A 12,455-nucleotide genomic window follows, 5' to 3' on the forward strand; every position below is an offset into this window, starting at 1 on the left:
TACTCCCGTTGGGAGTACTACTCTCGCGTCCTCCGCCCCAGGGGTGGCGGAGGACGTCCAGCGCCGGGGGGCGCCGGACCGAGGGGATGCGACCGAGGGCGGCCGGCATCCCCAGGAGGAGCAAACAGCCACCCACCCGTGCCACAACCCACACTGCACGTACCACGCGAGCGCGCCGTCGAGCCAGCTACCCGCGCGCAACCGCACGCCGAAGACCAAGTCGAGCAAGCGCAAGCACCTGATCACCAGCCGCTTCAACGACGACGAGAAGCAGTCCGTCCTCGACGCCGCAGCCGCGTGCGCCATGACGCCGTCCGGCTTCCTCGCCCACGCAGCCCTCAGCGCCGCGCGCGACCTGACGCGCACGGCAGCCGAGATCGCCGGCGAACGCGAAATGCTCGCCGAGCTGTTCAGCCTGCGGCGGTACCTCGGACAGGTCGGCAACAACGTCAACCAGGTTGCCAAGACGCTCAATTCAGGTGGTGACGCCCCGCACGCCGAAGCGGTCCTCTCCGCCGTACACCGTGCCGCTCGACGCGTGGACAACTTCACCCAGCACTACCTGGACAGCGAGCGCCCGGCTGCATGATCCCCAAAGTCCACGACATGGGCACGGACACCCGCGGCCTGGTGGCCTACCTGTACGGTCCCGGCAGGGCCGAGGAGCACATCGATCCGCACCTCGTCGCCGCGTGGGACAGCCAGGCACCCGACCCTGGCCGCGATCCGAAGGCCACGTACGGCGACCTGCAGCGCCTGCTCGACCAGCCCGTCATGGCGCTGCCCGAGAGCGCCAGGCCCGCCGAGCACGTATGGCACCTGTCCGTACGCGCCGCGCCCGAGGACCCGATCCTCGCCGACGAGCAGTGGGCCGACATCGCCCGCCGCATGGTCGCCGCCACCGGCATCGCCCCCGAAGGCGACGACGCCGCCTGCCGCTGGGCAGCCGTCCGCCACGCCGACGATCACATCCACATCGTCGCCACCGTCGTACGCGAGGACGGCCGCCAGGCCCGCATCCGCCAGGACGGCGCCCGCTCCCAGACCGAAGCCCGAAAGGTCGAAATCGACTACGGGCTACGCCGGTTGAACGTCGGCGACGGAACCGCCGCCAAGCGCCCCACCAGCGCCGAACGCCACAAGGCGGACCGCCAGGGCAAGGAACGCACCCCACGCGAGGAGCTGCGCGAGACCGTGCGCCGCGCAGCAGCCGGAGTCGCCAGCGAGGAGGAGTTCTTCGACCGCCTGGCCGCCGCCGGCCTCCTGATCCGCCAGCGCACCGCACCCTCCGGCGACCTGCTCGGCTACAAGGTCGCATTGCCGGACGACCGCAACGAGGACCAGGAGCCGATCTACTATTCCGGCTCCACCCTCGCGCCCGACCTCTCCCTGCCCCGCATCCGCAAGCGGTGGGCTGCCGACGCCTCCGGTCACCACAGCGACGCCACCACGGACCGCTCCTCCGGCTCGCCCCGTATCAGCCCGTCGGCCGCTCGGCGGCAGGCGACGACAGCGGTCTGGCAGGCCGTACTGATCCTCGACCAGGGCGACGACGGACAGATCGCCGCGCACCTCGCCGCAGCCGGCGAGGTCCTCGACGCGCTCGCCAAGACATCGGCCGCGCACACCCGCCGTGAACTGCGAGATGCCGCCTGGGCGTTCGAGCGGGCGACCCGCTCCCACGTCCAGGCCGAGCGAGGCCACGACCGTGCCCTGCGTCAGGCTGCCCGCGATCTCGTCTACGGCGGTCCCGCCCTCGGCCGCGGGGAGGACGGTGCCACCACCGCCATGCTCATCGACATGGCGTTCTTCCTGGTCAGCGCCGCCGCCCACTGGCACGGGAAGAAGGAGCACGCCCAGCAGGCCGCTGCTGCCCGCCAGGCCGCCGACCACCTGCGCGCCGCCTACCAGGCCGCCGCGCCGCTGCACCTCGGCGTGATGCACCAGCGCGGTCGCCGCCTGTCCCAGTCCCTCCAGCACAAGCAGGCCGCCGATCTCCGACAGGCGGTGCCGGAACTGGCCGGGCAGGTCCTCGCCGAGCCCGGCTGGTACGCCCTGGCCGCCACCCTCGTCGACGTCGAGAACGCCGGCCACGACCCCGCCGCGCTCCTGGCGGAAGCCATGGAGCGGCGCGAGCTGGAGACCGCAGAATCGATCAGTGACGTGCTGGTATGGCGGCTGCGGCGCATGGCTGATCTGCCCGCGGACGCCTCGACTGGGCCGGAGAGCGGTACGGCAAAGGCCGCATCGAAGGGACAGACGCGGAAGAAGGCGACGGCTCCGTCGCAGAACGCCTCGGCCAAGCGGAGCGGCACGAGAGAACCCCGGCGCTGAGCACCGCGCTTACAGCGCCGAGGCGCACACCGCGATGACCACGGTGGCGCCTGCGATGCACAGCATGACGGTGCGCGCCTCCGGCACCCGGCGATCCCGCAGTTCAGGCTGCGGATCGCGGGTGCCGGAGCACCGGCAGCCGGTCGCGTGCTCCATAACCGGCGACTCCAGCCAGTACGCGCCGCTCAGCTGCGTCGGGAACGTTGCAGAACCTGTGCCTCGCATGCTCGGGGCAACGCCCGTCCGCCCAAAACGGCACGTGCCGCAACCGATCTGGAATGAAAACAGAGGCCCACGCCCCGTCCGCAGGTGCCGTGCCGAAGTCCTCCGGCAAGTCGTCCGCGTTCAACATTTCTAGAGTTGCAGCAGGTCAGGGGATTGCGGCACTCTCCTCGTGCAGGCGAGACGAGAGAGAGGGAGACGGCATGTTCCGACGCAAGCGTGCGGACCGAGAATTCCGTGAAGCCCAGCGGGCCGGCCAGGCAGTGTTGGCGATGCACACCGAGCTGCCGCTGCCGGACTGCCCCGGTCCCCGCGCAGCGCCGGCACCTGCCGCGCCGGAGTCCACGGTGATGCCCGACTTCCTGCCGGCAGACTTCCGGGCGCCGTCCCGCCAGGACGTCTCGGGGTTCATGATGCGCTGGGACCTGCCGCTCGTCATCGACGGTGAAGTCCACCAGTGCCACTGCGGCGCGTACCGGAACTGGATCGTCTTCAACATGCGTGACGACTCGGTGTGGCTGCGCTGCGAGGCCGGCCACGAGGTCAAGGAGTCCCGCCTGGACACCGCCTGGTACAACCGCAACTCCGGTCCGGTCGACCACTTCCACGCCACCCTCGACGAGGGCCTGCGCCACCTCGGCCACTGAAGTCGCGAAACCCCTTCCCCCACCCCTGCGTTCGTCGGCACCCGGAGGACCGACCTGGTCAGACCATCCATCTCGCATCACAAGGGGTTTTCGCATGCGCCGTTCCACCACGACCGCCCTCGCCCTGAGCGCCCTCACCATCCTCGCCCTGACAGGCTGCTCCCGCAGTACCGAGCCCGCCGGCACCTCGGCCGCGTCCTCCGCACCCGCACACCGGGGCGGTAACAGCGCCACCGCGTCCGCGCCGCTCTCGTCGGCCAAGCTGAACGAGCGGCTGCTGAACGAGAGCGACCTGGGCGAGGGCTACACCCGCAAGCCCCAGGCCGCTGACCAGCACGACGACGTCACCGTCATCGGCTGCCCGGAGCTGGAAAAGCTCGGCAGCGACGCGGCCACCGGAGCCACCCTCGACTTCACCCGCAAGGCGAAGGCGTCCTTCACCTACGCCGGCAGCACCAACTCCGAGGTGAGCGAGGAGCTGTACAGCGACAGCGCGACGAAGCTGTCCAACGGGATCGGGAAGGTCTTCAATGCGATGGTCTCCTGCCCGTCCTACCAGGTGGCGTCGGGCAGCACCGTCATCGACATGGGCGCGCAGAAGACGGCCGCGCCCGACCTCGGCGACGAGCAGTGGAGCCAGCTGCTCACCTACTCCGCCGGCGGGCAGCGCAGCGTCGTCAAGCAGACGGCGATCCGCTCCGGCAACGTACTGGTGATCGTCTCCGGCTCGCCGGGCCTCGTGGACGCCCACCTGGACAAGGCGCTCACCAAGGCCCGCACCGCACACTGACCCGCTCCACCGTCCGAAACCCCGGTGTCCGGGCCTGTCCGTCCGACAGGCCCGGACACCGGGGTTTCGGCTTATGAGCCGATCAGCCCGCCAGGCGCAGTTCGCCAGGCTCGTAGCGCAGTTGGAATGTCTGCGCGTGCTCCCCGTCCATCCAGTACAGGGTCATGGTCGAGAGCATGCTTCTTTTCACATACCGGGTTCGTGACGGCATTCCTTCGTCCTGTTCGACGATCCAGGATTCCACCCGTTCCGGCAGGCTGAACCTCAACGCGTATACGTCCGGGTGCTCGGCCGAGCGCAGTTCCCAGACGGGATGCGAAGCCGACTGAGGCAGTCGCCGCACGCGCACGGCGTGCGTGGGGTGTTCTCTCGCGTAATTCACGAAACCGTACAGGTCATTCGACGCCAGCCCCAGAACGAACGGTGCTGCGGGAAAGGCCAGCACAAGACCCAACGTGGACCGGCTGTGCAGCGCCTGGGCGAGTTCATCGAGCGGCTCGCGGAATTGATCGGGCAGGTATGCGTCCTCGGCGTACATATCCAGCAGTGGGCCGCGAAGGTACGCGCGTATCTGGTGCACCTTCGGCCGCTCGCCTGCGGGCGCGGCTTCGAGCGCTGCGTGAATCGTGTCGGCCGCGATCCGGACAAGGTTCCGCAGTACGGCGAAGTCCGGAGCGGAGAGGTCGATCAGGGATATCTGATGGGCCAGCGCGTAGTCCTGGGCTTCCTTGCTGAAGCCCGACGTGGAGAAGATCGCGTAGTTGTAGCGGTACCGCGTCCTCGGCCGGCCCGTACCCGCAGCGGTGAGCGTAGTGGTCTCGCCTTCGTTCACGTCGTGAATCACGCCGTGACCGTTGCGCACGGTCGGCAGACCTACGCGCGTCGAGGTCAGATACTTCGCCTCGACGAACAGGCGGACAGGCAGCGAGAACGGCGGGACGTACCGGAACTGCCCGAGCGCGTCGACCTGATGCCACGCCCCGCGCCCACGGACCAGCAAGCCATTCTTGTCCTCTTTAAGGACCTTCCAAGGCTCTTTGTCCTTATCGTCGTTGGCCGTGAGCACTTCGAAGCCGCTGGATCGCAGCAACCAGGCCAGCACCTCCTCCAGGAGGTAGCCGCGCAGTGGTCCTTTACCTATCAGTTTGACTGCCACGGGAGCGATCCTATTCAGGGCCCGGTTCCTGGATTCACGGCGCCGCCGCCTCCCCGACGCGGGTACGCCGAAGGCCCGGCAGTTCCGCTCCCGAGGAGAGAGTGGAACCACCGGGCCTGGAGGGGCGGGCATCACCCCATGTATCCCGTTCTTCGACCGCCCGCGATCGTCGTCAGCTGCGGTGGACGACGGTGAGGCGGTCCTCCGCGCCTTCGGGCAGCCTCCGGCGCGGCACCGGGCCAGGTGCGGCCAGCGAGGAGGCGAAGGCGGCGACCAGCTCGTGCGGGGCGCTCGCGCTGAAGCTCGCACACCACAGGTACGGCGCTCCCAGCACGGGTTCCGCCCATGCCTGCCACCCCAGAAGGTCGTCCCGGGGGTCGGCGTCGTGGATGAGCGGCGGAAGTATCTCGAGCGAGACGCTGGCGGAGAAGCCGGGGTCCGCCGCGGTCGTGCGGGGACGGTCCATGTCGCGCAGCCAACCCCGCGCGCCGAGCGCGGTGAGCACCGACTCGGCGCCCTCGAACCCCGCATCGGGTGTGGCGCAGGCGTCGAGTGCGAGCAGGAGGTCGGCGAGGGCCTCGTGCGGGACGCCGGCAGTGAAGTAGGCGTTCCACTCGGTCAGCGCCGAGGCGGCGTGGGGACGGGCCGACAGCTGCCAGGCCACAGGGAGTCCGCCCAGCTCGAACGGGTAGGCGGCGAGGATCCACTCGGCGCCGCGCAGTCCGTCCGGGCTCACGTAGAGCAGGGTGTTGCGGGAGGTCGGCCACATGCGCCAACCGAGGCCGGTCAGGGTGTCGCCGATCCGCTCGGCAAGGACTCCATCATCGCCGGCCAGGTGGCGCGGAGTGACCCAGTACAGCGGGTCCGGCGAGTCGGGGTGGGAGGGCTCGATGGGGTGGTGCGGGTGCAGGGGCGCCTCCGTACGTTCGGGGATGGATCACTGGCCGGTGTTCGGCCCGGTCGCGCCGCGTCGGCGGCGTCGGGGTGCCTCGACCGGCTCCTGCCAGGTCAGAGCCACAGCCACCGCAGGCGGCAGGGGGCCGAACTGCTCGGCCTCCTCGGACTCAGCGATGTAGACCATCGGCCGGCCGCGCTCGTCGACTGTGTTGTGCACAGCGCCCAGGCGGTGGGCCATGGGGAAGAAGGGGTTGATGGCGAGCCGGACAGGCGTGTCGCGGTCGCAGGCGGACAGCAGGTCGAGGATGTCGCCGACGGTCATCTCGGGCGAGTGCGGGTCCAAGGCGTTCTCCTAGCGGTGGCGGACAGGGCCGCGAGAGCAGAGGCAGCGTACGCGTCACGTACGGAGAGAAGGGGACTGCAGGTCACAGGGGCCGGGAGGTGGCCATGACCCGGGCCACGACAGCGGCGACAATCTCCGCCGGCGTGTCCGTACCGAAGGCCATCCGGTACCCCGGCACACCCGCGGTACCGGTGACGGCGATCACCCAGCCCTCGCCCGTCACCCAGTCCCCATCGGCACCGCCGGGCCGGCCGTCCGGGAAGTAGCCGAGATAGAACCGGCCGTCGCGCGAGCTGACGTGCACGTCGGCCCGGTCATCCACGATGCGGGTGAAGTCGGCGTCCGTGAACTGGTCGATCACGTCCATCGGCTGGCCGGCGCCCAACTTCCAGGAGCGGAGCCGCAGGGCCGCGACCGTCGTGGCGAATCCAGGTTGCGCCGCATTCAATGCCACAGCATCACCTCTCTGACCTGGGGTTTTACGGGAAGGTCGTTTAGGTTGACATGCCGTGGCAGCGTCCACCAGTCCTTTGGGCGATCTTCCTTGTCTGCCACCGGCGAACTTGTCCTTTGTCATCCAAACGAGGCGATTGACAGCGAACCCAGTCGTCTGCGAGTGAGTCGAGCCCGCCAAGGTCGGATGGGGGACGGGCTACGTCCGTCATCAGCACCCCGCGCGACGAGTCACTGGCGCCACGGATGTCTATCTTGACCGCGCCCTGGTTCCAGCCCGGGCAGCGCCTAGGCGTCTGCATCAGACTGACCTGGCGGCTGCCTGGCCGAGCGTGGGGTTCAGGCCGAATTCGATGCCTGGTTGAGGATGTCGTCGACGAACCGGGATCGTCCTTCGGTTCGTACGCCGTGGTACGGGTCGGTGAAGCGGTCACCGGCAATGAGGACGACTTCATCCTGGGCCCGGGTGACTGCGACATAGAAGTTGCGGCGTTGCTCCTTGTGGGATCTGGTCGTCAGGTTCTGGTTCGCGAAGTAGAAGGGCATGAGGCCGTCGACCAGGCCGGGAAGGATTACGACCGAGAATTCCCGCCCCTTGGCGCTGTGGTAAGTAGTCAGCACAATGCGGCCGGGGGCACGTTCGCCGGCAAGCTCCGCCATTGTCAGGCCACTTGCTGCCGCAGTTCGGAGAGCACTCGGTGCTTGCTGGTCTCGAAGATCGGGAGCGAGGCTGGCTAGCTGGTCGACGCTGAGGTGTGCGAGCAGGAGGTCGAGGAAGGCCGTCGTGTCATCCTCTGGGGCTTCGCGGTCGGGGGCGTCGAGCAGTGTCAGGAGATCCCGGGCGAGGCTGCGCGGTGTTTCCTCCTCCAGGGTGATACCCGCGGCCTGTCGGCGGTGATGCCATGTGGAAGCTAGTTCTCGGACCGTTTTGGCCTGTTCCACCGACGCCCGGCGCCGTGCGGGCTCCGACGGTGAATCCGTTGTACCTCCAACCTCACCATCGGGAGCATGCGGCGGCAGGTCCTCAGGTCCGGGTACAGGGCCGGCCAGCCGGCGAGCGGTGCAGGCGGAGACGAAGTCGGCGAGAGGTCCGCTGGGGATCTTGCGGGTGCGCTCCATGTCGCAGGGCAGGTCGGCCGTTTGGAGGGCTTGAGTGAGGTGCTTTAGGAGGTTCTTGTTGCCCGGATAGAGCACGGCAATATCTTCGGGCAAGGTGCCTGCTGCGATTCGCTGGCGAATGACGTCGACGGTGCGTTGCGCGTGGTCGACGAGATCGCTGTCGTCTTCATCAGGGAATTTTTCGAGGGTGACGGTTCCGGGTGCTTCCTGATCCGGATCGGCTCTGTAGCCGGGGTCTCTGCCCAGCACGCCGCGGCCTGCGGCCACCAGATTGCTGCCGCTACGGAAGTTCACCAGTAGCTGGATAGTGGTGAAATCATCTCGCTCGTGGAGTTCCTTGAAGAACCGGATGTCAGCGCCCTGAAACGCGTACATGGTCTGGTCGGGGTCGCCGACAGCGGTCACCTGGACTCCGGCCATGAGGAGTTCGGTGACCACGGAGTGCAGGACGGGATTGAGATCTTGGTATTCGTCGACGACGAGGTGGGGGAATCGGGCTGAGAGCATGTCGCGGGCGGGCTCGCTGGCCCGGAGTACAGCCAGCGCTCGGCCTGGCATGGCGTCGAAGTCCCAGCAGCCACGGTCGATCAGAGATTGCTCGTAGAGGTGGACGGCATTCACGTATTGGTGCTGGTAGCCCTGCAGGTTGTGTCCTGCGGCCATGAGACGCCGGATCTTGGTTAACAGAGCTTCTGGCTTGTCCTTCACCGGCAGGCCAGCCGTGTACGTGGCCTGGGCCCAGAGTTTGTTGGCTTCGGTGTCGCTGAGGACGGGCAGGTCGTCGGCGTACGGCACGGTAGTGAATCGTGCGTACGGCCGCAGAATGTGGTGTAGGCAGAAGGCGTGCACGGTGCGGCTGGCCAGCCGTCGGCCGGGGCGCATGCCCAGGATTCGCAGTCGCGTGGCGACTTCGGCGGCTGCTGCATCGGTGTAGGTGATCGCGGCGATCCCGCGGTGAGGGCTGGTAGTCGCCAGAAGTTGGCCGACGCGGGCCACGAGGGTGCGTGTCTTTCCCGCTCCCGGGCCAGCCACGAGAACCAGGTTGCCTTGATGATGTACAGCCTGACGTTGTCGCGGATGCAAGTCGGCGATCTCCTGGGCCAAGGCCGGAGGCAGCAGGAGTGATGCCGGGTCCGGCATCAGCTGCACGGTGTGTTCCGGCGGCAGAGTAGAGCCGTCTGCCGCAGACTCACGGACGGGCGGGGCAGAGGTCATGTACTCGTCCCCTGTTCGCCGGGAGATGATCCACTGGTCTCTTCAAGGGTGGGGGCCAGGGGCAGGTGCTCGTAGCGGCGGCGCAGATCGTCCAAGAGCGCCAGCATAGGTCCGCAGCCAGGCAGACCCAGCAGGTCTGCCTGGCTCACGGGTTGCTCGGAGGAGACACTGAGCAATTCCCGGATCCGAGTGGGTAGATCGAGTTGCTCGACGTGGGCTGCAAGCCGCTGGGCGAAGCGGCCCTTGCTGACAGGATCGCGCTCGACACGGGAGACGATGGCGTCGCGCTGGATGGCGGTAGAAGGCCCAGCGGAGACCTGGTCCACGGCCTTGGCGAAGTTCTCGCGGCGTGCCCGCCCGTTAGCGAGTTCGTTGAAGGTGGCTTTCATCTCCTTGCCCAACAGCGGTGCAAGGTCGGTCTCCAGGGTGTCCGGGCCGACGAAGACGCCGAAGCCCGCGGCGGCGGTGACGAGATCCCAGCGCCCCGTCCGCGAACCTCCGGTGTCCGGAAGGTTCTGTTCCTGCAGAACGCCCAACGCCTCCTCATACGTATCGGCCGTGGCTGCATCGGTGAGGACTTTCAACAGGCCGAGGGCACGCTTCAGGCCCAGTTCGCGTCGATACTTCTCCTTGTCCTCGGTGTCGACGGCGTCGCCGTCGGTCAGGACGCTGAAGGGGCGGTTGAACCCGGAGGGGCCCAGAAGTTTTGCGTAGGGAGCAAAATCCGTTCCGTCGATGCTGGCGACGACGATGCCGTGGGCGTCAAGGTTGAACCCGGCGGATCGGGCGAGCGCAGGCAAGACGTAGGTCTCAGCGATCCCTTCAACGAGAACGACGCCTTGTGCGAAGAGCAGTTCTGCCCGGTTGACGTTGAGGTACCGCTGCAGGTCCGCTCGCTCGGGCGCCGTGAGTAGGTCGGGGGACATGACACGCGCCTCGGACCCAGCAACGCCATCCAACAAGAGCACCAGGCTGGGCAGCGGGGTTACGGCGGCGATATGCGGGCTGTGGGTAGTCAGCAGCAGGCGGTTGGGCTGGGCGAGGAGGTGGGCAAACAGGTGCCGCTGCAAGGTGGGGTGGAGATGGGCTTCTGGTTCCTCGACCGCCAGCAGGGTGTCCTCGCCATTTACGGCGCCCCGGCGTAGGCCCAGCCACTCCAGCAGGAGCCCCAGGTAGAGCACGTTGGCGGTGCCCGTTGAGGTCCGATCAACGCCCCTAGTGGCGGATGGGTCGATGAACAACCGGATGCTGCGCAGCAGATCTTCATCGCGCCCGATGAAAGCCAGAGACGGATCGAGATTCAGCCGGGGCCCGGCCATGGTGGTGACGCGCGCCCGAATCAGGTCGGCGACACGCTGGACGTTGGCATCGCGGCCGAGATCCTCTCGTGCGTTGCGCATCGCCTCCAGTGTCTTGTCGATGCTGCTCTGTGATGGGGGAAGCTCGCGCAGCAGTCTCGTCAGCGGGCTGCGCTCTGGGCGCGCGAAGTCGCTCTCGGCATCCCGCAGTGCTGGCAGAACCGACAGCGCGGCATATTTCTTCGCGCCGAGCATGCTGTTACTCGGGTCCGTGCCGCCGAAGATGGTCCATTCGTAGTCGTTCGGTGTCAGCGGCTCGGCCTCCTCCTCGCCCAACAGAAGTGCCGCCGATTGCTTGGGTCGAAACAGGTATGTGAGCCGGGCGGCAAGCGGATCCACGCTCACGATGGCCCCGTCGAGTTCGCTCCGCGCATCGGGATCGTCCTCAAAGCCGCAGAGTTCGATTTCCACAGTGACCTCCGCCCCCTCGGCCAGGGTGGGAGAGCCGTCGTGGATGTCCTCCGGCAGCAGATCCCGGCGCCGGTCTGGCAGATCTGGATCAAGAACCAGTCGCAGGGCGTGCAGCAAGTTGCTCTTGCCTGCACCGTTCTCGCCGACGATCACGGCCGGCGTTGGGAACGGATCTATGACCAGGTCCTTAAAGTTACGGAAACTCCGGATACGAAGGCGACGAAGCTGCATCGTTCTCCTGGTTCATCGGCGAGAATTCTCCTGGCAGTGACGCTCAGCCCACGCCTCGGCGACCTGCCAAACAGGCGGCACCATGCTACGGCGGAGATGCCCTCTTGAGGCCCGGTTCCCTCCCCCGCCCTCCGACGAAGCGACAACCCGCGAGCGCGGACGGACCAGTGCGCTGCCGGGTCGGCGCCGCCCGGCACCGCCCGATGCCCTGGAACCAGCGCGCACCCCTCGACCACGGGAAAAATTCCTACCGGAACCGCGTCCTCGAAGTTGGACGTCGCGCAGTCCAGCAGGTGACGCCGCCGACGCTCGCGTACGGCCTTCCCGGCGCCTCGATGTATGGCATGCCCCGTTCGCTCCTGCTGGTACGGCCGTACCGCATCGGCAGTGCGCTCACCCCGTCCGACTGGGTTCGCTGTCAAACCACTCGATTAAATGACAACCGACAGAACTGTCCGTTGCCACTCAACCCAGGCTTTGACAGTGAACCGAGCCGTGCGCGCCGAGCAGGCTAGGACGGCTCGGAGCAAGAGGTGGGAGATCCCCGGGCACCCTGGTCTCCCGCCGCCGGTGAAGGGTCACGGCCCAGTGTCAGTGCGCGTACGTAGGGTTTCCACGTGACGGAGCACCCAGATGCCACATTGCAGCGATTGAACACCGAGGTCCTGGAGCCCCATGGCTGGCAGCCGTTCGGCGGGATGTTCGACATGATCGAGGAGTGGCCGGCCAGCGTTCCGACCGAACGAGGTGTCTACGCCTTCTTGATCAGCGGGGACGAGCCCATCACCTATCCAGTCGGCGAGTCTTCGATCGTGTACTTCGGCAAAGCCGCACAGCAACGTGGAGTGCGGGGCCGGGTCGGCCAGCATCGAGGCATGATCTTGAGAGGTCCTTTCGACCGGTGGCCGGGGCACGCTGCGTACGAATGGCTGATGGCTCGCGGTGGCGTCTGCGTGTACTCCCTTGCTCCCGACCATGATCCCTTCGGCTCTGAGGGGATGGAACGCGAGCTGATCAAAGCATTCCAGCGTCTGCATCGCACACGACCTGTGGGCAACGGAACCGCAGCCTGATGTACGCGGCACACTCCTCTCTCCCTGACGGCCTGGCTTCCATGTCAATCGCCTTGCTTGGTTGCCAAAGGGCACGAACTGTCGCTCACCACAACGACCCAGACGTTTGACAGCGAACCCAGCCACTTCGGCTCCCCTGACAGTGCATCTAGCCGTGAGAGGTGGGGACGCTGGGCGCGCCAGTGCGGCATCGGCTGGGGCAAACA

Annotated in this window: 12 protein-coding genes; 5 read left to right on the forward strand and 7 right to left on the reverse strand. The window is 67.5% G+C overall.

From position 1 onward, the window contains the following. Positions 1-43 precede the first annotated feature (43 nt). Both RI578_RS09485 and RI578_RS09490 read left to right on the forward strand, forming a co-directional pair. Positions 44-589, forward strand: coding sequence for a plasmid mobilization protein (locus RI578_RS09485; protein ID WP_310870691.1), 546 nt, complete (start codon positions 44-46; stop codon positions 587-589). After that, entirely contained in the window at positions 586-2,334 is a 1,749-nt protein-coding gene (locus RI578_RS09490) for a relaxase/mobilization nuclease domain-containing protein (RefSeq protein ID WP_310870692.1), read from the forward strand. The genes RI578_RS09485 and RI578_RS09490 overlap by 4 nt, the downstream gene beginning before the upstream one ends. A gap of 9 nt (positions 2,335-2,343) precedes the next feature. On the opposite strand, the gene RI578_RS09495 is transcribed toward RI578_RS09490, so the two are convergent. Beyond that, positions 2,344-2,490, reverse strand: a complete 147-nt coding sequence (locus tag RI578_RS09495; protein ID WP_310870693.1) for a hypothetical protein — start codon at positions 2,488-2,490, stop codon at positions 2,344-2,346. 269 nt (positions 2,491-2,759) lie between these two features. On the opposite strand from RI578_RS09495, the gene RI578_RS09500 reads away from it, so the two are divergent. Both RI578_RS09500 and RI578_RS09505 read left to right on the forward strand, forming a co-directional pair. After that, on the forward strand, positions 2,760-3,203 hold the full coding sequence (locus RI578_RS09500; protein WP_310870694.1) for a hypothetical protein: 444 nt from the start codon (positions 2,760-2,762) through the stop codon (positions 3,201-3,203). Positions 3,204-3,297: 94 nt separating this feature from the next. Continuing rightward, complete coding sequence (locus RI578_RS09505) at positions 3,298-3,993, forward strand: hypothetical protein (protein ID WP_310870695.1); 696 nt, start codon at positions 3,298-3,300, stop codon at positions 3,991-3,993. A gap of 82 nt (positions 3,994-4,075) precedes the next feature. Here the strand turns inward: RI578_RS09505 and RI578_RS09510 are convergent, their stop codons facing one another. The 6 genes from RI578_RS09510 to RI578_RS09535 form a co-directional block, all read right to left on the reverse strand. Further along, positions 4,076-5,149: a hypothetical protein gene (locus tag RI578_RS09510; protein ID WP_310870696.1), complete on the reverse strand. Its 1,074-nt coding sequence runs from the start codon at positions 5,147-5,149 to the stop codon at positions 4,076-4,078. A gap of 172 nt (positions 5,150-5,321) precedes the next feature. Next, positions 5,322-6,008, reverse strand: a complete 687-nt coding sequence (locus RI578_RS09515) for a DUF317 domain-containing protein (protein ID WP_310875717.1) — start codon at positions 6,006-6,008, stop codon at positions 5,322-5,324. A 78-nt stretch (positions 6,009-6,086) separates the two neighbouring features. Then, positions 6,087-6,368, reverse strand: a complete 282-nt coding sequence (locus RI578_RS09520; protein WP_097921556.1) for a hypothetical protein — start codon at positions 6,366-6,368, stop codon at positions 6,087-6,089. Between the two features lie 103 nt (positions 6,369-6,471). Beyond that, entirely contained in the window at positions 6,472-6,843 is a 372-nt protein-coding gene (locus tag RI578_RS09525) for a DUF317 domain-containing protein (RefSeq protein ID WP_310870697.1), read from the reverse strand. A 338-nt stretch (positions 6,844-7,181) separates the two neighbouring features. After that, the gene (locus RI578_RS09530) at positions 7,182-9,101 is read right to left on the reverse strand and encodes an ATP-dependent helicase (protein ID WP_310875718.1); all 1,920 of its coding nucleotides are present in this window, start codon (positions 9,099-9,101) and stop codon (positions 7,182-7,184) included. Between the two features lie 71 nt (positions 9,102-9,172). Then, positions 9,173-11,176, reverse strand: coding sequence for an AAA family ATPase (locus RI578_RS09535; protein ID WP_310870698.1), 2,004 nt, complete (start codon positions 11,174-11,176; stop codon positions 9,173-9,175). Between the two features lie 617 nt (positions 11,177-11,793). Between RI578_RS09535 and RI578_RS09540 the strand changes: the two genes are divergently transcribed. Further along, positions 11,794-12,249, forward strand: a complete 456-nt coding sequence (locus RI578_RS09540) for a hypothetical protein (RefSeq protein WP_310870699.1) — start codon at positions 11,794-11,796, stop codon at positions 12,247-12,249. The last annotated feature ends 206 nt before the right edge of the window (positions 12,250-12,455 follow it).

It is taken from the genome of Streptomyces sp. BB1-1-1 (assembly GCF_031597775.1).
GTDB classification, from domain to species: Bacteria; Actinomycetota; Actinomycetes; order Streptomycetales; family Streptomycetaceae; genus Streptomyces; species Streptomyces thinghirensis.